Source organism: Pantoea sp. SS70, assembly GCF_029866845.1.
Lineage (GTDB): Bacteria > Pseudomonadota > Gammaproteobacteria > Enterobacterales > Enterobacteriaceae > Pantoea > Pantoea leporis.
This window is the reverse complement of sequence record NZ_CP117199.1, coordinates 687,096-706,395: the sequence shown is the minus strand read 5'-3', so window position 1 is coordinate 706,395 and position 19,300 is coordinate 687,096. Positions and strand designations below refer to the sequence as shown.

16 protein-coding genes and 1 other annotated feature are annotated in these 19,300 nt (G+C 53.9%); of the genes, 4 read left to right on the top strand and 12 right to left on the bottom strand.

Translation table 11 applies throughout. The annotated features are described in order from the left end of the window. Positions 1–6: 6 nt before the first annotated feature. Entirely contained in the window at positions 7–945 is a 939-nt protein-coding gene (gene ribF, locus PO881_RS03180) for a bifunctional riboflavin kinase/FAD synthetase (RefSeq protein WP_280172442.1), read from the bottom strand. Positions 946–1,263: 318 nt separating this feature from the next. Here ribF and rpsT point away from each other — a divergent pair, with 318 nt between their 5' ends. Then, on the top strand, positions 1,264–1,527 hold the full coding sequence (gene rpsT, locus PO881_RS03175) for a 30S ribosomal protein S20 (protein ID WP_036619798.1): 264 nt from the start codon (positions 1,264–1,266) through the stop codon (positions 1,525–1,527). A 53-nt stretch (positions 1,528–1,580) separates the two neighbouring features. On the opposite strand, the gene nhaR is transcribed toward rpsT, so the two are convergent. The 4 genes from nhaR to dnaK all read right to left on the bottom strand — a co-directional run bounded on the left by nhaR (position 1,581) and on the right by dnaK (position 7,071). After that, complete coding sequence (nhaR, locus tag PO881_RS03170; protein WP_137385132.1) at positions 1,581–2,483, bottom strand: transcriptional activator NhaR; 903 nt, start codon at positions 2,481–2,483, stop codon at positions 1,581–1,583. 35 nt (positions 2,484–2,518) lie between these two features. Continuing rightward, positions 2,519–3,697: a Na+/H+ antiporter NhaA gene (gene nhaA / locus PO881_RS03165; RefSeq protein ID WP_222185244.1), complete on the bottom strand. Its 1,179-nt coding sequence runs from the start codon at positions 3,695–3,697 to the stop codon at positions 2,519–2,521. Positions 3,698–3,928: 231 nt separating this feature from the next. After that, positions 3,929–5,062, bottom strand: coding sequence for a molecular chaperone DnaJ (dnaJ, locus tag PO881_RS03160; protein WP_101762152.1), 1,134 nt, complete (start codon positions 5,060–5,062; stop codon positions 3,929–3,931). Positions 5,063–5,166: 104 nt separating this feature from the next. Beyond that, complete coding sequence (gene dnaK, locus PO881_RS03155; protein ID WP_101762153.1) at positions 5,167–7,071, bottom strand: molecular chaperone DnaK; 1,905 nt, start codon at positions 7,069–7,071, stop codon at positions 5,167–5,169. Between the two features lie 300 nt (positions 7,072–7,371). Here dnaK and satP point away from each other — a divergent pair, with 300 nt between their 5' ends. Beyond that, the gene (gene satP / locus PO881_RS03150) at positions 7,372–7,932 is read left to right on the top strand and encodes an acetate uptake transporter (RefSeq protein ID WP_101762154.1); all 561 of its coding nucleotides are present in this window, start codon (positions 7,372–7,374) and stop codon (positions 7,930–7,932) included. A gap of 38 nt (positions 7,933–7,970) precedes the next feature. Here the strand turns inward: satP and PO881_RS03145 are convergent, their stop codons facing one another. From PO881_RS03145 to tal, 3 genes are all read right to left on the bottom strand, one after another. Continuing rightward, positions 7,971–9,281, bottom strand: coding sequence for an MFS transporter (locus PO881_RS03145; protein ID WP_137385130.1), 1,311 nt, complete (start codon positions 9,279–9,281; stop codon positions 7,971–7,973). Between the two features lie 110 nt (positions 9,282–9,391). Next, positions 9,392–9,979: a molybdopterin adenylyltransferase gene (gene mog / locus PO881_RS03140; protein ID WP_101762156.1), complete on the bottom strand. Its 588-nt coding sequence runs from the start codon at positions 9,977–9,979 to the stop codon at positions 9,392–9,394. A 120-nt stretch (positions 9,980–10,099) separates the two neighbouring features. Then, the gene (gene tal / locus PO881_RS03135; RefSeq protein ID WP_137385129.1) at positions 10,100–11,053 is read right to left on the bottom strand and encodes a transaldolase; all 954 of its coding nucleotides are present in this window, start codon (positions 11,051–11,053) and stop codon (positions 10,100–10,102) included. 212 nt (positions 11,054–11,265) lie between these two features. Here tal and yaaA point away from each other — a divergent pair, with 212 nt between their 5' ends. Next, positions 11,266–12,042, top strand: a complete 777-nt coding sequence (gene yaaA, locus PO881_RS03130; RefSeq protein WP_110867502.1) for a peroxide stress protein YaaA — start codon at positions 11,266–11,268, stop codon at positions 12,040–12,042. Between the two features lie 178 nt (positions 12,043–12,220). On the opposite strand, the gene thrC is transcribed toward yaaA, so the two are convergent. The 4 genes from thrC to PO881_RS03110 form a co-directional block, all read right to left on the bottom strand. Next, entirely contained in the window at positions 12,221–13,504 is a 1,284-nt protein-coding gene (thrC, locus tag PO881_RS03125; protein ID WP_008108676.1) for a threonine synthase, read from the bottom strand. A gap of 3 nt (positions 13,505–13,507) precedes the next feature. After that, on the bottom strand, positions 13,508–14,437 hold the full coding sequence (gene thrB / locus PO881_RS03120) for a homoserine kinase (protein ID WP_110867585.1): 930 nt from the start codon (positions 14,435–14,437) through the stop codon (positions 13,508–13,510). Between the two features lie 2 nt (positions 14,438–14,439). Next, positions 14,440–16,902, bottom strand: a complete 2,463-nt coding sequence (gene thrA, locus PO881_RS03115) for a bifunctional aspartate kinase/homoserine dehydrogenase I (protein ID WP_280172441.1) — start codon at positions 16,900–16,902, stop codon at positions 14,440–14,442. 26 nt (positions 16,903–16,928) lie between these two features. Next, positions 16,929–17,051 (bottom strand) — a sequence feature (Thr leader region). A gap of 196 nt (positions 17,052–17,247) precedes the next feature. Further along, entirely contained in the window at positions 17,248–17,952 is a 705-nt protein-coding gene (locus tag PO881_RS03110; protein WP_222211526.1) for a tRNA/rRNA methyltransferase, read from the bottom strand. Between the two features lie 589 nt (positions 17,953–18,541). On the opposite strand from PO881_RS03110, the gene arcA reads away from it, so the two are divergent. Beyond that, positions 18,542–19,258, top strand: coding sequence for a two-component system response regulator ArcA (arcA, locus tag PO881_RS03105; RefSeq protein WP_137385127.1), 717 nt, complete (start codon positions 18,542–18,544; stop codon positions 19,256–19,258). Positions 19,259–19,300: the final 42 nt, after the last annotated feature.

The window sequence follows — 19,300 nt, the reverse complement described above, 5'->3', positions numbered from 1 at the left end:
CGGTCATTAAACCGGTGTTTTTAGCCCAAAGAATTGGCGGGCTGTCACCACATCTTTCGCAATTTGTTCTTTCAGCGCGTCCAGCGAAGCGAAACGCTGTTCATCGCGAATCTTCTGTTTCAGCACCACTTCAATGTGACGCCCATAGAGATTCATATGTGTGTCGAGCAGATGAACTTCAAGCTGCTGACGTAAACCTTTTACCGTTGGGCGCGTACCAATATTGGCCACGCCGGGCAGCGGCTGATCGCCAAGGCCCAACACTGCCACCGCAAACACGCCTTTAACCGGCGTAACGGTGCGACGCAAAGGGAGATTAGCCGTTGGAAAACCGATGGTGCGCCCGAGTGCATCGCCGTGCACTACGCGGCCTGAGATGCTGAACGGATGGCCCAGCAGCGCTTCGGCTTGCGCAAAATCATCCTGCGCCAGCGCCTGACGAACCGCGGTGCTGCTGATGCGCTTGCCGCTGTCACAATAGGTCTGGGTGCTGATAACCTCAAAGCCATACTCCGCACCGGCTTTCTGTAATAACAGGAAATCCCCCTGGCGACCAGCGCCGAAGCGGAAATCATCGCCGACGGCCAGGAACTTGACGTTGAGCTTGTCTACCAGCAATTCAGAAATAAAACTCTGCGCCGAATGCGCAGCGAAGCGACGATCAAAACGTACGCAGAGTACGGCATCAACACCCGCTTGTTCGAGGTACTTCAGCTTTTCACGCAAACGCGTAAGGCGCGCCGGGGCTTTGTCGCCGGCAAACAGCTCAAGCGGTTGTGGCTCAAATACCATCACCACCACCGGCAGATTGCGTTTTCGTCCTTCGGCAATCAGCTGCGCCATCAAAGCCTGGTGGCCGCGATGTACGCCGTCGAAATTGCCAATGGTCAGGACGCAGCCGCGATGCTGCACTTTCAGATTATAAATACCGCGGATAAACTTCATGGCTGACTCAAACCGGTGGAAATCGGCGGATTATACCCTTGAATGGCGTTTAGGTTAACCCGTATACGTGCCTTTCCTGCTTCTGGCGCGGCTTATTCCACGCGTGGGCAATTGCTTAGCAAGGATCTGAAGATTTTTGCTGCGAAATACTGTATTCAACGCCGCGTTGCTGGTAGAATCCTGCGCCATCAATTACGTAATCGAGTGTTGTTTTTAAAACGACGCTTATTTGCACAAATCCATTGACATAAGAAGGCGCAAAAGGCATAGTCCTCGGCCTTTGATTTGTCCATATAGATCACATTTGGGAGTTGGACCTTGGCTAATATCAAATCAGCTAAGAAACGCGCCGTAACATCTGAGAAACGTCGCAAGCATAACGCAAGCAACCGTTCAATGATGCGTACTTTCATCAAGAAAGTATACGCGGCTATCGCAACAGGCGACAAAGCTGCTGCGCAGAACGCATTCAACGAAATGCAACCACTCGTGGACCGTCAGGCTGCTAAAGGTCTGATCCACAAAAACAAAGCTGCACGTCATAAAGCAAACCTGACTGCTCAGATCAACAAACTGGCTTAATCGCCCGTCTGTTAATCGCTTTGTAAAAAAGAACCGGCGCTTAGCCGGTTTTTTTATGCCTGCAATTCAGGGGTAAACAGCGCACTAAAGTCGCGATGGCAGATCCGCTGTACCGCCGGATGCTGAATCATCCGTTCGGCAAAGATCACGTGATACTCCTCCATTACCGCATCCAACCGCCCAATCTCTTTGATGGCGTCATCCCGATAAATCTCGTCGCCATACAGCGTCGGAGCCACAAATATCGCGTTGTTCAGCGCACCAAAAGCTTTCATTAATGCCGCATCATCAAACTCGCCCAGAATCTCCACCTGCAATCCCTGGCTGTGAATCCAGTTCAGCAGTTTGCGACCCAGCATCGAGCGACGCCCCGGAATCAGCAAACGCCGCTCTTCCAGGCTGGCAGGAAACGGCAGCGTCGGTAACGGTGTGTTGCACCAGAAGCTGATCGGACACTCGCCCAGCTTGACCGAAAACAGCCCTTCCTGCTGAGTCGAATCAATTGGGCAATCGGAAAGAATCATATCCAGCTTGTGCTGGCTTAGCTGTTCCAGCAGCATCTCGTGCGTCGATTCAAAGCAGCGCAGATGGATTCTCTCTTCAGCCACCACCGCAGCCTCTAGCACCTTGCTCACCAGTTGCTTAGACAACGCATCCGCCACGCCAACGTCAAACAGCAGATGCGACTCTTTGCGGTAGTTAACGATATCGAGCATCTCCTGGCTCAGCATGAACATGCGGTCGGCATAGCGGAACACCAGCTGACCAAGCTCCGTCGGCACTAAACCGCGCCCCTGACGACGAAACAGCACGCCGCCGAGTTGCTCTTCCAGCGATTTAATCTGGCCAGTGACCGTCTGTGGCGCCAGGCACAGCACATCCGCCGCGCGCACTACCGAACCGGTTTTACACACCTGCCAGAAATAGTAGAGATGATTAAAGTTGAGCTGATTCATCGGCAAAAAAAGGAGGCTTTCGCCCCCTTCCTCTTTTAACGCAATTTGATGCGCAGCAGCGTGTAACCAATCACCGCTGAGAGCAGTGAGCCACTGAGAATCCCCAGCTTGGAGAAGGTCACCAGTTGCTCATGGGCGGCATCAAACGCCAGCGAACTGATAAAGATCGACATGGTGAAGCCGATACCGCACAGCACACCAATCGCCATGATATCGCGTATCGTGGTGCCCGCCGGCAACACCGCCAGCCGCCACTTCACCGCCAGCCAGCAGAACAGCGTGATACCCAACGGTTTACCAATCAGCAAGCCGAGAATGATGCCCAGCGGCTCTGGCGACAGCGTATCCATAAAGGTAATGCCGCTCAGCGAGATGCCGGCGTTGGCAAAAGCGAACAGCGGCAGAATCAGCCAGTTTACCCACGGCATTAAACCATGCGCCAGATGCTCGGCTGGAGAATGGCCGTTCTTCTCTTCCAGCGGCACGAAGAAGCCAACAATCACGCCCGCTAACGTTGCATGCACACCCGATTTGAGCACCGCCGTCCACAGCACAATGCCGACTAACATATAGATGGCAATGTTACGCACGCCGCAACGATTGAGAATCGCCAGCAGCACAATCGCACCTGCCGCTACGCTCAGCGACAGCACGGAGAGATCGCTGGTGTAGAACAGCGCGATAATCACGATAGCGCCGAGATCATCAATAATCGCCAGCGCCATCAGGAACACTTTCAGCGCGGTTGGCACGCGGCTGCCCAACAGTGCCAGCACACCCAATGCAAAGGCGATATCAGTAGCAGTAGGAATTGCCCAGCCGTTACGCGCAATAGGATCGCCATAATTAAGCAGCAGGAAAATCAGTCCCGGCATAACCATGCCGCCAATTGCCGCAATCACCGGGAAAATGGCGCGATCGCGGCTGGCGAGTTCACCGGTGATTAGTTCACGTTTCACTTCCAAACCAATCAGCAGGAAGAACAGCGCCATCATGGCATCGTTGATCCACAGCAGCAGGTTTTTGCTGATGTCTAATGCACCGAAGCGAATCTGCACCGGCTCGGCGAGAAACGATTGATAAGCTTGAGCGGTTTCCGCGCTGTTAGCCAAAATCATTGCCGCGACGGCCGCCAGAATCAGCACCATGCCGTTGCTGGCATCGCTGGCAATAAAGCTTTTCAGTAAGCTTCGAAGAGAACGGGGTTTGTTCACAACTCCTCCTGAGTAGAGACATTTAGGCTGAGAAGTGTAGCGACTCAAACACCTCGTTAAAAGCAGCTTATGTCTCGTTAACGACTCGATAATACCGATGCATTACGAGAGGGTTTCTGCTTTTATATCACGCCAGGCAGATTGAGCTTATATCAGCAGCGACGCGTTGGCGGGAAAACATAAAAAAAGCGGAGAGTTTCCTCTCCGCTTTATTAAGCATGCCAGACGGGATTAACGTGTTAAATCGTCAAAAAACTTCTTCACGCCGTCGAGGAAGCTTTTGGAGCGCGGGCTGTTTTTCTCACCGCTCGGGCCGCCAAAACTCTCTTCCAGTTCACGCAGTAACGCTTTCTGTTTGTCATTGAGGCTAACTGGCGTTTCCACCACCACACGACACAGCAAATCGCCTACCGCACCACCACGCACCGATTTCACGCCTTTACCGCGCATGCGGAACAGCTTGCCAGTTTGCGTTTCAGAAGGCACTTTCAGGTTCACACGCCCATCAAGCGTCGGCACTTCAATCTCGCCACCCAATGCTGCCATCGCAAAGTTAATCGGCACTTCGCAATATAGGTTGTTATCTTCACGCTCGAAGATCGGGTGCTTTTTCACCGAAACCTGAACGTACAGATCGCCCGCTGGTGCGCCCTGTTCGCCCGCTTCACCTTCGCCGGTCAGACGAATGCGATCGCCGGTATCCACGCCTGCTGGAATTTTCACCGACAGGGTTTTACTGCGCTCAACGCGACCGTGACCATGACAAGCATTGCACGGATCTTTGATCACTGAACCGCGACCGTGACAGGTCGGACACGCCTGCTGCACAGTGAAGAAGCCCTGACGCATCTGCACCTGGCCTGCGCCATGGCAGGTATGACAGGTCTGCGGTTTGGTCCCCGCCTTCGCGCCGCTGCCGTGGCAGACATCGCACTCTTCCAGTGTTGGAATGCGGATCTCTTTGGTCACGCCGCGTACCGCTTCTTCCAGCGTTAGCTCCATGTTGTAGCGTAAATCGGCGCCACGTGCGGCACGCTGACGGCGGCCACCACCAAAAATATCGCCAAATACGTCGCCAAAGATATCGCTGAAGTCAGCACCGCCGCCGCCGAAGCCACCACCGCCGCCCATGCCGCCTTGTTCAAAGGCTGCGTGACCATATTGGTCGTAGGCCGCACGCTTCTGTGCGTCGGTCAGAATTTCGTAGGCTTCCTTAATTTCTTTAAACTTCGCTTCGGCTTCTTTATTGTCCGGATTACGGTCCGGATGGTATTTCATCGCCAGGCGCTTATAAGCCTTTTTGATTTCACGCTCATCTGCGGATTTAGAGACGCCTAAGATCTCGTATAAATCACTCTTAGCCATATTTGTTCTGCCCTTAACATGATCGCACGGGCGTGGAGAGATCTCCTACGCCCGTGCTGGTTTCAACGGCTGTCAGGCCAGCCGTCGCGCCCGGTCAGGGGCAATTATTTTTTGTCTTTAACTTCTTCGAACTCAGCGTCGACAACGTCGTCTTCTTTCTGTGCAGAAGCATCGCCTGCATCAGCTGCCTGACCCTGCTGCTGTGCCAGCTCCATCAGTTTGCTGGACACTTCCATCAATGCCTGCATTTTGGCTTCGATTTCTGCTTTGTCTTCGCCTTTCAGCGCGGTGTTCAGCTCGGTCAACGCAGCTTCGATTGGCGCTTTGTCGTCAGCAGACAGTTTGTCGCCCGCTTCGTCCAGCTGCTTACGGGTGCTGTGCGAAATCTGATCGCCCTGGTTACGGGTCTGAACCAGCTCTTCGAACTTGCGGTCAGACTCGGCGTTCGCTTCCGCGTCACGCACCATTTTTTCGATCTCTTCTTCATTCAGACCAGAAGAAGCCTTGATGGTGATCTTCTGCTCTTTACCGCTGTTTTTGTCTTTCGCAGACACGTGCAGGATACCATCCGCATCGATATCGAAGGTGACTTCGATCTGCGGCATACCGCGCGGTGCAGCCTGGATACCGTCGAGGTTGAACTGGCCCAGGGATTTGTTATCACCTGAACGCTTACGCTCACCCTGCAGCACGTGAATCGTCACGGCAGACTGGTTATCTTCAGCGGTAGAGAACACCTGGCTGTGCTTGGTTGGGATGGTGGTGTTCTTGCTAATCAGCGAAGTCATCACGCCGCCCATGGTTTCGATACCCAGCGACAGCGGAGTCACGTCCAGCAGCAGAACGTCTTTCACTTCACCCGCCAACACGCCGCCCTGAACCGCAGCACCCACGGCTACCGCTTCATCCGGGTTCACATCTTTACGTGGCTCTTTACCAAAGAACTCAGTCACTTTGGCCTGAACCATTGGCATACGCGTTTGACCGCCCACCAGGATCACGTCGTTGATGTCTGAAACAGACAGACCTGCATCTTGCAGAGCCACTTTCAACGGCTCGATAGAGCGAGAAACCAAGTCTTCAACCAGTGATTCCAGTTTCGCACGTGTTACTTTGATGTTCAGGTGCTTAGGACCGGTCGCATCCGCCGTGATGTACGGCAGGTTAACGTCGGTCTGCTGTGCTGAAGACAGCTCGATCTTGGCTTTCTCTGCCGCTTCTTTCAGACGCTGCATGGCCAGCGGATCGTTGTGCAGATCGATGCCCTGATCTTTCTTAAATTCAGCCACCAGATAGTTAATCAGACGGCTATCGAAGTCTTCACCACCAAGGTGGGTATCACCGTTGGTTGCCAGAACTTCAAAGGTTTTCTCGCCATCAACGTCATCGATCTCAATGATTGAGATATCGAAAGTACCGCCGCCCAGGTCGTATACCGCGATGGTGCGGTTGCCCTGACCTTTATCCAGGCCGTAAGCCAGTGCAGCTGCGGTTGGTTCGTTGATGATACGTTTTACTTCCAGACCCGCGATACGGCCGGCGTCTTTGGTCGCCTGACGCTGCGCATCGTTGAAGTAAGCTGGAACAGTAATAACCGCTTCAGTGACGGCTTCACCGAGGAAATCTTCCGCGGTTTTCTTCATCTTTTTCAGCACTTCAGCAGAAATCTGCGGCGGTGCCATTTTCTGGCCTTTTACGTCCAGCCATGCGTCGCCGTTATCTGCGCCGATGATTTTGTACGGCATAATTTTAATATCACGCTGTACTTCTTCGTCCTGGAAGCGACGGCCAATCAGGCGCTTGATCGCAAACAGGGTGTTCTGCGGGTTGGTCACAGACTGACGTTTAGCCGGTTGACCCACCAGAGTTTCGCCATCCTGTGCATACGCAATGATCGACGGCGTGGTGCGATCGCCTTCGGCGTTTTCCAGTACGCGTGCTTTACCACCATCCATAACTGCAACACATGAGTTGGTTGTACCCAAGTCAATACCAATAATCTTGCCCATCTAAACGTCTCCTACTTAAATTCTTTGCCAATTTGGGTTGTGAAACAGAGATGCGGTCAAACTGACCACTTTCAACTGCTGAAGCAGGCTTTTTTTGCTGCCTCACAACGCTCGATGACAAGTAAATGGGGCCGGTTCGATGCGCATCAAGGGTTAAAACTAAAAAAAATTTCACTCTCTCGTCGATTCAGATCAAAGTTGGCCAAAAAGAGGCCGCTTATTATGCAGCGCCTCGCGCCCCCAGCGGTTTGCGCGGGTGTAAAACACGAACAACATCTTCAACGCTGCTTCTGAGGAATTATGAGCAATACCACGCTGGCGAATCCCGCCCCGTTGGGCCTGATGGGATTCGGTATGACCACCATCCTGCTCAACTTACACAACACCGGCCTGTTTGCGATGGATGTGATCATCCTGGCGATGGGGATTTTCTACGGCGGCATCGCGCAAATTTTTGCCGGGCTGCTGGAGTATAAGAAAGGCAACACCTTCGGGCTGACCGCCTTTACCTCTTACGGCAGCTTCTGGTTAACGTTGGTGGCGATTCTACTGCTGCCGAAACTGGGGCTGGCAGAGGCGGCCGACGGCCACTTCCTTGGCGCGTATCTCGCGCTGTGGGGCGTGTTCACTGCATTCCTGTTTTTCGGCACGCTGAAGTCACCGAAAATGCTGCAGTTCATCTTCGCCAGCCTGACGCTGCTGTTTGCGCTGCTGGCTATCGGCCACCTGACCGATAACGCGGGACTGCTGCGCGTTGCCGGCTGGATTGGCATTATTTGCGGATCGAGTGCGTTTTATCTGGCGATGGGCGAAGTGCTGAACGAGAAGTTTGGTCGTACGGTATTGCCGATTGGCGAGTGACAAATGAATAGCGGAGCTGTTTGGCTCCGCTTTTTGCATTATGACGAGTGCAGCGACATATCTAACTGCGCATACTGCTGACGGCTATCGCGCCACAGCCAGATTCCCACCATAAAGCCAATTATCGCCAGCGCCAGCACATACCAGGCAGGCGCCATTGGCGTCAGGCTCATCATCAGCGTTACGCTAATCGGCGTCAGACCACCGAAAATCGCGTAAGCAACATTGTACGAGAATGAGATGCCGGTAAAGCGCACCGCCGCCGGGAATGCGCGCACCATCACAAACGGCACTACACCGACGACACCTACGCTCAGGCCCGCTAAACCGTACCAAACAAACAGCATTTCCGGCGTGCTACTTAACTGATGGAAGAAGTTCCAGCTGCCGATCGCCAGCAGTATTGAACCGACCATCAGCGAACGCGCCGCGCCGAAGCGATCCACCAGCCATCCGGCGATAACACAACCCAGCAGCAGCATAATGGTGGCGAAGCTGTTGGCCTGCAGACTGAGCGCGGCGGGAATGCCGTGCTGTTTTTGCATCAGCGTCGGCGCCATCAAAATCACCACCACAATGCAGGCCGACAGCAGCCACGTGAGCAGCATCGAAATTACGATGCCGCGCTTATGGCTGGCGAAAATGGTTTGCAGCGGCATTTTTTCTGCCAGCGCTTTACGCTGTTGCATCTGCTGAAACACCGGGGTTTCATGCAGCCAGCGACGCAGATACATCGCCAGCAAGCCAAACACACCGCCGAGGAAGAAAGGAATGCGCCAGCCATGATCGCGCATCGCAGCCGGTGACAGCGTGGTGTTCAGCACCGTTGCCACCAGCGAACCGAGCAGAATCCCTGCGGTTAAGCCTGCGGTCAGCGTGCCGCAGGCAAAACCAATGCGTTTTTCAGGCACATGTTCGGCGACAAACACCCACGCGCCAGGCACTTCACCGCCGATAGCCGCGCCTTGCAGCACGCGCATTAGCAGCATCAATAACGGCGCAGCGATGCCAATGCTGGCATAAGTGGGCAATGCGCCCATCGCCAACGTCGGCAGCGCCATCAGCAGAATACTGAGGCTGAACATCTTCTTACGCCCCACTTTGTCACCAAAGTGCGCCATGATAATGCCGCCTAACGGACGCGCCAGATAACCCGCAGCAAAGATGGCGAAAGTCTGCACCTGACGCAACCATTCAGGAATGTCAGGCGGGAAGAACAGTTCGCCAATCACGGCGGCAAAGAAGACGAAGATAATGAAGTCGTAGAATTCCAGCGCCCCACCAAGGGCGGCCAGCGACAGGGTTTTGTAATCCTGCCCGTTGAGTCGGCGCGTTGCGTGCGTATCCATAATCCAGCGGTATCCAGAGGCAAAACAACTTATGTAAAGATTGAATTACTATACCGTCAATATTTTGCCACACCAGTGCCGCTGGATTTTATGCCTGAAAATGCCGATTTTTAGTCATTTGTCTCACGACGGGCGCTTTTGGGGCGAAAAGCTGCTACCACATCGGCATGAGTTTCCACATACGGCCCTTCCAGTAGCTGTAAACAATAAGGTACAGCGGCAAAAATCCCCGGCACCTTTACCGTTCCATCTTCCGCTTTCAGCCCTTCCAGCGTCTCTTTAATGGATTTTGGCTGGCCCGGCAGATTGAGGATCAGCGACTGCTTACGGATCACGCCAACCTGGCGAGACAAAATAGCGGTCGGCACAAATTGCAGGCTAATTTGGCGCATCTGCTCGCCGAAGCCCGGCATTTCACGGTCGGCAACCGCCAATGTGGCATCTGGCGTCACATCACGCCGCGCCGGTCCGGTGCCGCCGGTGGTGAGGACCAAATTGCAGAACAGCTCATCGACCAGCTCGCAAATCGCCTGCTCAATCATTGGCTGCTCATCCGGTACCAGACGCGTTTCAATTTCAAACGGCGTAGCCAGCGCGGCGGTGAGCCAGCTCTCTAACGCCGGAATGCCCTGATCCTGATAGATGCCGTTAGCAGCACGATCGGAAACGGAAATTAATCCAATTCGTAAAGTATCCATAGAGTTATCGCTGTGGTTAGCTGCATGGCAGCAAATGACGTGAGTAGTTAGAAGGATAATACAAGAAGCGGGGGAAAAAACGTAAAACCGTGGCAGCGGTTGCCGCCACGGCCAATCACCTTACAGCAGCTCGGCGATCATCTTCTCAAGTTTGCCCTGATCGATGGCAAAGTTGCGGATACCTTCAGCCAGTTTGGTAACGGCCATTGGATCCTGGTTGTGCTGCCAGAAGAACTCAGCTTCGGTCATCTTCGCTGGACGCGCTTTCACTTCGCCGGTGTAGCTCAGTTTACGCTCAACGGTGCCTTCGCTCTCAGCCAGCTCTTTCAGCAGGCCCGGAGAGATGGTCAGACGGTCGCAGCCAGCCAGCTCAATGATTTCACCAACGTTACGGAAGCTTGCGCCCATTACCACGGTTTCATAACCGTGCTGCTTGTAGTAGCTGTAGATTTCAGCCACAGACACCACGCCTGGATCTTCGTGGGCTGCATACTCTTTCTTATCGGTGTTCTGCTTGTACCAGTCGAGGATACGGCCAACGAATGGAGAGATCAGGAACACGCCCGCTTCGGCACAGGCACGCGCCTGCGCGAAGGAGAACAGCAGCGTCAGGTTACAGTTGATACCTTCTTTTTCCAGTTGCTCAGCAGCACGAATGCCCTGCCAGGTTGACGCCAGTTTGATCAGGATACGGTCATTGCTGATGCCCGCATCGTTGTACAGTTTGATCAGGCTACGCGCTTTAGCGATGCTCGCTTCAGTGTCGTAAGAGAGGCGCGCATCGACTTCAGTCGAGATGCGACCAGGGATCAGTTTGAGAATTTCCAGACCAATGTTGACGGCCAGCTTGTCAGAAACCAGCGCCAGCTGATCTTCTTTGTTGCTGCTCTGCTGACGTGCCCAGGTAATGGCTTCGTCAATCAGTTTGCGGTATTCAGGGATTTGAGCGGCGTTGAGAATCAAAGAAGGGTTCGTGGTCGCGTCCTGCGGCTGGTAAAGTTTCATCGCCGCGATATCACCGGTGTCGGCGACCACAGTAGTCAGCTGACGCAAGGAAGTAAGTTTGTCCGTCATGGTTCTCTTTCTCTTAGGTTGACTGTCAGGGTGTAAAAGGCTGTTGCGATAATATCACGCACAAGTGACGGCGCAACACCACGAAGTGCCCTTTACGATAGCGCTAACAAATGGGAGCGATTTGCCGATCCATGCCGCTTTTTTGCTACACTCCTTGCGACATTTTCCCTTCAATTCCCTGATAAACCTGCGGGTCAAAGAGGACGTACACGATGCTGATGGTTATCTCACCAGCGAAGACACTGGACTATGAAAGCCCGCTGGCGACACAACGCTTTACCCAACCGGCGCTGTTAGAAAAATCACACCAATTAATTGACGTTGCGCGCGATCTTTCACCGGCACAAATCAGCTCACTGATGGGCATTAGCGACAAGCTGGCGCACCTGAATGCCGATCGTTTTAACCAATGGCAGCCGCCCTTCTCGCTGGAGAATGCGCGTCAGGCGATCCTGGCGTTCAAAGGCGATGTGTATACCGGTTTGCAGGCCGAAACTTTTAGCGACGACGATTTTGACTTTGCCCAGCAGCACCTGCGCATGTTGTCGGGTCTTTACGGCCTGCTGCGCCCACTCGATTTGATGCAGCCTTATCGCCTGGAGATGGGCATCAAGCTGGCGAATCCGGCCGGGAAAGATCTCTACAGCTTTTGGGGCGATTTGCTGACTGAGAAGTTAAACGAGGCGATTGCTGAGCAAGGCGATGACGTGCTGATCAATCTGGCATCCGATGAGTATTTCAAAGCCATCAAGCCGAAGAAACTCAACGCCGAGTTGATCAAGCCGGTGTTCCTCGATGAGAAGAATGGCAAATTTAAAGTCATCAGCTTTTACGCCAAGAAAGCGCGCGGTTTGATGAGCCGCTATGTGATTCAGAACCGCCTGACCAACCCTGCGCAGCTGAAGAAGTTCGATGTGGATGGATATTTTCTGGACGGTGCAGAAAGCAGCGAGAACGAACTGGTGTTTAAGCGTCGCGAGCAGAAATAGTTCAGCAAGCGCTGCAATGGATTGTGCTCGCTGCCCCCCTCCTCGGTCCTCCCCCATAAATGGGGGAGGAAGATGCTGCAATATGTGAGTTTGGAGGCTGCATGTGGCAGCGTCTCCTTCCCCCGCTAGCGGGGGAAGGCCGGGATGGGGGACAGCGAGCACTTACCCCAGTCAGCACTTACTTCAGCAAAAACGCCCGCAGCTCCGCGAAATCGCCTTTCAGGTTGTGCGACAGCAGTGGCAAATCGGCGCGCTCGGCCAGCTCTTTTGGCAGCGGCAGATCCTGACCCAGAATCTCATCCACGCTCTCTTTGAACTTCGCCGGATGCGCAGTCCCGAGGAACAGGCCATATTCGCCCTCCTGCAGGTTGTCGCGCAGCAAACGGTAAGCAATCGCCGCATGCGGTTCAGAGATATAGCCAATCTCTGCCAGCTCGCGCATGGTGGATTTGGTGGTTTCATCGGTTACCGCGCCGTACGCCAGATCGGTCAAACGCCAGGTTTTGCGGCGGAACAGCTCTTCCACGCGCGGCCAGTTGTTCGGCTGGCTGACATCCATGGCGTTCGACAGCGTTGCTACCGTGGCGTTTGGCTGCCATGCGCCGTTGCCGAGGAAGCGTGGCACGGTATCGTTAGCATTGGTCGCAGCGATAAAGCGCTTAATCGGCAGACCCAATGATTTAGCCAGCAGGCCAGCCGTTAAGTCACCGAAGTTTCCGCTCGGTACCGACACCACCAGCTGATTGCGCTTCTCTTGTGGCAGCTGCGCCACCGCTTCGAAGTAGTAGCAAATCTGCGCCAGCAGACGGCTAATGTTGATAGAGTTCGCCGAGTTCAGGCCAATCGCCTTTTTCAGCTCTTCATCATCAAACGCCTGCTTCACCAACGCCTGACACGCATCGAAATCGCCTTCAACCGCGATGGTTTCGATGTTGCCGCCCAGCGTACAGAACAGTTTCTCCTGCAGCGGGCTGATTTTGCCCTGCGGATAGAGAATCACCACGCGCACGTTTTCCATGCCGTAGAAGGCATGCGCCACGGCGGCGCCGGTATCGCCGGAAGTGGCGGTCAGAATGGTGATCTGCTCATCCGCACCGCTCACATAGGAAAGCATCTGCGCCATAAAGCGGCCGCCGAAGTCTTTGAACGCCAGCGTTGGACCGTGGAACAGCTCGAGGCAAGCCACATCATCGCTGACCTTCGCCACAGGCGCCGGGAAAGCAAAGGCGTTTTTCACGCGCTCGGCCAGCTGATGCGCCGCAATTTCATCGCCAATGTAGGCAGAGAGAATTTTGCTGCTGCGGCTGACGAAATCCATCTCCAGCATGGCATCGATATCGGTCAGTTCGAATTCCGGCAGTTCGAGCGGGAAAAACAGCCCTTGCTGCGAGCCGAGGCCCTGTTTAACGGCCTGAGCAAAACTAACCTGCTCGTTGTGATCCTTAAGGTTGTAGAGTTTCATGCGTTATCCCAATTTACGTGCGCCAGCCGTATCAAGACGGCAGATGTGGACGAAACCTTCTTCATTCTGCAGATAGTGCTGGCTCAGCCAGTCCGCCATCCGCTGTGCCGTTGCCATCTCGTTGCAAACGGCGAAAAGTGTCGGGCCGGAGCCCGAAATGCCGCACGCCAGCGCGCCAACATCCTGCGCTGCTTTACGCGCATCGGCGAAGCCTGGCAGCAGTTTGGTGCGATACGGCTCGGCGATAACATCCTGCATAAGTTTAGCCGCCAGCCCAGGCTGACGCGTATGACAAGCGTGAATAAAGCCTGCCAGCAGGCGGCCATGCTTAATGGCATCCTCTTTGCGGTACTGTGCCGGCAGAATGGCACGCGCTTCGGCGGTGGAGACTTTAATCCCCGGATACGCCATCACCCACAGCCATTCGTCAAAGCACGGCACGTCCTGACTGATGATGCCGTTCTCTTCAATCATCAGCTGCACGCCGCCAAGGAAGCACGGCGCAACGTTATCAAAGTGTACGCTGCCGGAAATACGCCCTTCCAGCTCGCCCATCAGCGCCAGCAGTTCGGTGTCGTTGAGCGGTTTGCCGCAGAATTCGTTCATCGCCATCAAACCGGCAACCACCGAACAAGCACTTGAGCCGAGTCCGGAACCAATCGGCATATTCTTTTCCAGCGTCATCGCCACCGGAACTTGTTTACCAATCGCCTGGCAAAAACGCTCCCAGCACTGATAAACGATGTTCTCCTGCGGATTGGTCGGCAGTTTGCTGACAAAACGCCCGGAGTTCACCAGGCTAAAGCTGTCGGCGGCTTCCACGGAAACGCAGTCACCCAGCAAGGTGCCATCCACCGGCGAAACCGCCGCGCCAAGCACATCAAAGCCGACGCTGACGTTACCTATCGAGGCCGGTGCATAAATTTTTACCATCATCAAACTCCCAACTTCCACGACAGCGTACGCAGCAGGTCAGCAAACACGCCCGCTGCTGTGACATCATTCCCTGCACCATATCCACGCAGAACCAGCGGGATTGGCTGATAGTAGCGGCTGTAGAATGCCAGCGCATTCTCACCGTTCTTCACTTTGTACAGCGGATCGTTGCCGTCCACCGCGTCAATCTTCACTTTGCAGACGCCACCCTCTTCAATCGCGCCGACGAAGCGTAATACTTTACCTTCGTCACGCGCTTTGGCAACGCGCGCGGCAAAGGCGTTATCCAGCTCCGGCAGACGTTGCATAAACTGCTCAACGTCGGCGATCTCCGTCAGGCTGGCGGGCAGCAGCGGTTCGATATCGATATCGCTAAGCTCCAGCTGATGCCCCGCTTCACGCGCCAGAATCAGCAGCTTACGCGCCACATCGGTGCCAGAAAGATCGTCACGTGGATCCGGCTCGGTAAAGCCCATCTCACGCGCCATTTTGGTCGCTTCCGACAGCGAAACGCCCTCATCAAGCTTGCCGAAGATAAAAGAGAGCGAGCCAGAGAGAATACCGGAGAACTTGATCAGTTCATCCCCGGCATTCATCAGGTTTTGCAGGTTTTCGATCACCGGCAAACCGGCACCAACGTTGGTGTCGTACAGGAACTTACGGCGCGATTTTGCTGCCGCTGCACGCATCTGCTGGTAATAATTCCTCGACGACGTGTTGGCCTTTTTGTTCGGCGTGACGACATGGAAACCTTCGGCGAGGAAATCGGCATACTGATCGGCAACCGCCTGGCTGGAGGTACAATCGACGATCACCGGGTTTAGCAGATGATACTCTTTCACCAAACGCATCAAGCGACCGAGATTGAACGGCTCTTTGGCTTCGTTCAGTTCTGCCTTCCAGTTGCTGAGATCGATACCGTGTACGTTGGTCAACAGCGCCCGCGAGTTAGCGATGCCGCACACGCGCAGATCGATGTGCTTCTGTTTCAGCCACGTCTGCTGGCGATGCAGCTGATCCAGCAACGCTGCGCCCACACCGCCAACGCCGACCACGAACACTTCAATGACCTGATCGGTAGCGAACAGCATCTGATGCACCACACGCACGCCGGTGGTGACTTCATCGTTGCTCACTACCACCGAGATGGAACGCTCAGACGAGCCCTGCGCAATCGCCACGATATTGATGTTGGCTCGCGCCAGCGCCGAGAAGAATTTAGCCGAGATGCCGCGCAGCGTGCGCATGCCATCACCGACCACCGAGATCACCGCCAGCTGTTCCAGCACGTCCAGCGGATCGAGTAAGCCATCTTTCAACTCCAGATAGAACTCCTCCTCCAGCACGCGACGCGCACGCGCCTGCTCGCTTTGCGGTACGCAGAAGCTGATGCTGTATTCCGAAGAGGATTGGGTGATCAGCACCACGGAGATGCCGGTGCGTGACATTGCGGCGAAAACGCGCGCCGCCATGCCGACCATGCCTTTCATGCCCGGACCTGACACGTTGAACATCGCCATGTTATTCAGGTTAGTAATGCCTTTCACCGGATTCTCATCCAGCTCGCCTTCGCCACCAATTAAGGTGCCCGGCGCTTGCGGGTTAGCGGTGTTTTTGATCAGGCAAGGAATCTGGAACTGGGCGATGGGCGCGATGGTACGCGGATGCAAGACTTTGGCGCCGAAGTAGGAGAGCTCCATTGCTTCCTGATACGACATCGATTTTAGTAAGCGCGCATCAGGTACCTGGCGCGGGTCGCAGGTATAAACGCCGTCAACATCGGTCCAGATTTCACAGCAATCAGCGCGCAAACACGCAGCCAACACGGCAGCGGAGTAGTCAGAACCGTTGCGGCCCAGCACCACCAGTTCGCCCTTCTCATTACCGGCGGTGAAACCGGCCATCAGGATAAAGTGATCGGCAGGGATCTGGCTGGCGGCGATGCGACGCGTGGATTCGGCGATATCAACGGTGGATTCAAGGTAATGACCAATCGCCAGCAACTTCTCCACCGGATCGATAACGGTAACTTTGTGGCCGCGCGCCTGCAGCAGCGCTTCCATAATAGCAATCGACAGCTTTTCGCCACGGCAGATGATGGCGGCATTCACAGCGTCCGGGCATTGGCCCAGCAGGCTGATGCCGTGCAGCACTTGTTTCAGCTGTGCAAATTCCAGTTCAACGCGGGTTTTCAGTCCGTCATAATCAAAGCCCGGCTGCGCATCACGCAAGCCTTGCAACAGATCGGCAAAAATACGTTCGGCATCGCTGATATTCGGCAACGTGTCCAGGCCGCTGATGGTTTTCTCAATCATCGCCACCAGATGATTGGTAATTTTTGCTGGTGCAGAGAGTACGGTCGCAACCTGTCCCTGTTGTGCATTGCTTTCCAGAATATCCGCCACACGGAGAAAACGTTCCGCATTGGCTACTGAGGTTCCGCCGAATTTCAGCACTCGCATATTTGAAGCTCTCCTGAATTTTTGCCGAAAAAAAAGCCCGCACTGTTTAGGTGCGGGCTTTTTTCTTTGTTTTTCCTGTATGCGTCAGCCCGCACCGTTACCTGTGGTAATGGTGGTGGTAATAATAATTGTGGTGTTCAGGCTGAGTTTACGCATTTAGATTTTTTTCTGTCTGTCTTTGTCTTGTCCGTCTGCCTTCCAGAAGTAAAGCAAAGCGCACGTTAAGTCAACGAATTTGTCTTAGCCGCGCCGTCCCTGGCGTTGCGCAGTGCTGCGCTTGCTGAGGCAAAAATTATCGCGATCGTTCAGGAGATGCGGCGGATTGCCGCATCAGTCACTAGCATCTCAGGATTTATCCGAGCAATTATCTATAAGTTTTTTTTCTACGTCGTGTAACAAACGATGCAGCATGGCGCTGTCACGCTGTTCCAGCAGGCCGATGCGCTGATCGATCCAGTCCGCCATTTTGACGTCATCACTCACATCCAGCTTGACCAGCAACTGATGAAAGCGCTGGCGCAATGCCTGCAACTGCTGCTCATTCGCCACTTCTGCGGTCTCAGCCGCAATCTGATTGAGCGCCGACAGCTGATAGCAATACACCATCACCGCCTGACCGAGATTCAGCGACGGATAATCATTGGCCATCGGAATACCGGTTAATAGATCGACCTGCTCCAGCTCTTCATTAGTTAAGCCGCTGTCTTCACGGCCAAACACCAGCGCGATGCGGCTCAGCCATTGGCGCTTCTCCTGCAGGATGTTTTCTACCTGAGTGGGCGTAGCGTAATAGCGGAATTTCGCGCGGCTACGTGCGGTGGTCGCCACGGAAAAATCGACATCCTTTAGCGCCTCGCTCAGCGTGGCGTAGGTTTTGACATTATCGAGGATCTCACCGGCGCCGTGCGCCACTCGACGTGCTGCGGGATCTTGCCAGGCATCGCTGGCGACAATGCGCAGCTCGCTAAATCCCATGGTTTTCATAGCGCGAGCAGCCGCACCGATATTTTCCGGACGAGCGGGAGAGACAAGGATTAAGGGGAAATGCATGATTTTTCCATCGAACTGTTAACAACTCGCATTATGTTGGCATGCAGGAGAGAAAATACCAACTGCGGCTAGAGGAGAAAATAAGATGTTAACGATGTTAAAAGAGGGATAAATCCAGCTGTAGTGGAAATTAGCGGGCATAAGCAAAATTATCGGACCTATTGAATATAAAACCCTTTTCTTTCATATCATTGAAATATAATTTCCTGCGTGTTTTAGTTTTGGTTTTATAAGGACGAAATGTAGCAAAAATGCTGCATTTTGTGAGCTAAACTAGCAATCCTGGAGAAGTTTTTCATAAAAGTGTTAACGTGCTACACTTGCATTTGATATAAGTCAACGAAGCGTTGTTTTTATGCTTATCGGTTGTTGTTGGTGCTGTTAGGTTGCTGTTAATACGGTTAGGATGAGCGCCTGTCCGAGATCCTCGGGGCGTGCAAATATCCATCCTGACTGGCTGAGCTAACACTGAAGTTGACGTAGATGGATGGTGTATTCCGAAGATTATTTCGTATACCGGTTGCAGCACATTAGCGTAACCGACGTACGCCCTGTTTTCGATTTGTTGGCAAATTTTAGGTAGCGAAACATGCAGACCCCGCACATTCTTATCGTTGAAGACGAACTGGTCACGCGTAACACCCTCAAAAGTATCTTTGAGGCAGAAGGTTACGTGGTCTATGAAGCCACCGACGGCGCCGAGATGCATCAGGTTTTGACGGACAATGACGTCAATCTGGTGATTATGGATATCAACCTGCCAGGTAAAAACGGTTTGCTATTGGCGCGCGAATTGCGTGAGCAAGCAAACGTCGCGCTGATGTTCCTTACCGGCCGTGATAATGAAGTGGATAAAATCCTCGGTCTGGAAATCGGTGCCGATGATTACATCACCAAACCGTTCAACCCGCGTGAGTTGACGATTCGTGCACGCAATTTGCTGTCGCGCACCATGAATCTGGCGATGCCAAGTGAAGAACGCCGTACCGTTGAAAGCTATCGCTTCAACGGTTGGGAGCTGGATATCAACAGCCGCTCACTGATCAGTCCGAACGGCGACCAGTACAAGCTGCCGCGCAGTGAATTCCGCGCCATGCTGCACTTCTGTGAGAACCCAGGCAAAATCCAGACGCGTGGTGACTTGCTGAAGAAGATGACCGGCCGCGAGCTGAAGCCGCATGACCGTACCGTGGATGTCACCATCCGCCGCATTCGTAAGCATTTCGAATCCACGCCAGACACGCCTGAAATCATCGCCACCATTCACGGCGAAGGTTACCGCTTCTGCGGCGAACTGCAGGATTAAAAATTGAAAGAAAAAACGCCCGTCAGGGCGTTTTTTTATGCC